The 2,140-nt window shown below is 48.9% G+C and carries 2 protein-coding genes; both read right to left on the bottom strand.

The genetic code is table 11. The annotated features are described in order from the left end of the window. Window positions 1–1,243: FHIPEP family type III secretion protein (locus ACRC27_RS07750; RefSeq protein ID WP_438639580.1), on the bottom strand; the 1,243-nt coding region annotated here is incomplete at its 3' end. A 24-nt stretch (window positions 1,244–1,267) separates the two neighbouring features. Further along, window positions 1,268–2,140: type III secretion system gatekeeper subunit SctW (sctW, locus tag ACRC27_RS07745; RefSeq protein WP_438639579.1), on the bottom strand; the 873-nt coding region annotated here is incomplete at its 5' end.

The raw sequence follows: 2,140 nt of genomic DNA, 5'->3' as shown, positions 1-2,140 counted from the left end.
CTGTGTTATCAGACAGTCCCTCGCCTTCATGCAATAACATGTCAGGCAGGCGTACGCCGTAATCGATAAAAAATTGACTGCGCAAACGCGCAACGAGCTGGGCCTTTTCTAGTGGCCCTTGACGTGCTTTCGACACCAGTAAAATCAGAGGCACGGTTTCTGAGGTGACATTATCGAGATTGCTGATCAATCCCAACGCGCTCTCAGGGCTTTCCCCCCCCGCCGCGCCAGTGTTGGCCAAGGTGGCCGCCCCCGCACTGCTGCGTTCGGTTGGCGTTTGTTGGGCCTGGCGATGCTTGAAATAAAACAAAATGCCTAACGCAGAAGCCAAAATAAGGAACACCAATGCAGGAAAGCCAGGCAATAGGCCTACCGCCAGGGCCAAAATCGCGGTGACCAGCAACACAAAGGGGTTACCCAGTAACTGCCCCATGATATTGCGCCCCATGTTATCGCCATCACCGTTAACGCGAGTGACGATAAAGCCGGCACTGATAGCAATCAGTAATGCGGGGATTTGGGCCACCAAGCCATCACCGATGGTGAGCATCGTATAGGTTGACAAGGCAGAAGAGAGATCCATGCCATGCTGGGTCATTCCCACCGAAATGCCGCCAATGAAGTTAACAAAAATCACAATAATGCCAGCAATGGCATCACCTTTAATGAACTTCATGGCGCCATCAAAAGAGCCATACAGCTGACTTTCTCGCTCCAGAACACTGCGCCGACTGCGCGCGCCTTCTGCATCGATAATGCCGGCTTTCAGATCAGCATCAATACTCATCTGCTTACCCGGCATGCCATCTAAAGAGAAGCGTGCGGCGACCTCAGCCACACGTTCTGAACCTTTGGTAATAACGATGAACTGCACAATGGTCACGATTGAAAACACCACAAAGCCAACCGCTAGGCTATCGCCAATCACAAATTGACCAAAGGTAGCAATAATGTCACCTGCATCCGCTTCAATGAGGATCAAACGGCTAGTGCTGATCGAAAGTGCTAAGCGAAATAATGTGGTAATCAATAACACCGCGGGAAAGGTGGAAAAACTTAAAATGCGATCGATATAAAACGATCCCATAAATACCAACATCGCCAGCACAATATTGGTCGCAATTAAAAAATCAACCAAATATGTCGGTAATGGAATGATCAACATGGCAATGATCATGACCATTAACAGCAGAATCAGTAATTCTGGCCGCGAGCGTACTGCATTAAGCATCGAAGTAAACACTGTCAATCATCCTGATTCATTCTGTCAGAAGGTTTTTTCACTCTGTTGGCGACGTTGTTCAATTTGTTCTTGTCGATAAGCTATGGCAGACATCTCACGTAATGCCTCAAGTGTGAGAGCATGACCGTTCTCATCAAGAAACAGCGCGGGCGGCAAAGCCTTGCAGGCCAAATACAGCACCTGTAACAACGCCGAATGTTCACTATGCCGACTAAGCAATGCTTGACGCCCCACCGTATCGGCTAGAAATGTATCTAGCGCGTGAGGTTGCTGTAAGAGTGACAACATCAACACCAGCCAATCTTGCTCATGCGGATTTACCGTTTGAATCACGGGATTGGCTAACAAGCGCTGAACAAACAGCGTATCGGCGGAGCGCAATAATTTAAGTTGGCTAAGTCGCCCCAGAAAATAACCGAACTCCCGACGCGAACAGCTGGCATCTTGCGCATTGATATCCGCTAACATGGCACTTTCAATAAAATCTAAAACCGACACTCGGCGCTGATAGCCATAGCTACTGATCCAATCGGTATATACATCCACTTCAGCTGCGTCACTTTGTAAAAACTGACGGTAGCTCGCACGTAATAAACGCGGATGTAACTCTAGTGTTTTGCCAAATAAGCGCGATTTCAGTGCGCTGTTGATGCCCGCGTTAAGTAATTTAGGATCCGCCTCTGCCTCAACATGCTGAAGTAAGGCTTGCAGGCGCTGCGCGACCAACTCATCCATCTTGCGTCGCCGCAACAGCTCACGCAGAACCAATACCAAATCGCTATCATCAGGGAATAAAGCCCGCGCTTGTTTTAATAGCTCCTCGGGACTCACTTTCTGACCTTTAGCCACCAACAAAATCTGGTTCGCTTTCGGTAACGCATCCTCTTCCAACACCCG

It is taken from the genome of Plesiomonas sp., assembly GCF_051650925.1.
Classification (GTDB): domain Bacteria; phylum Pseudomonadota; class Gammaproteobacteria; order Enterobacterales; family CAMTGL01; genus Plesiomonas.
The sequence above is the reverse complement of the archived record's forward strand: the minus strand, read 5'-3'. Positions and strand labels throughout refer to the sequence as shown.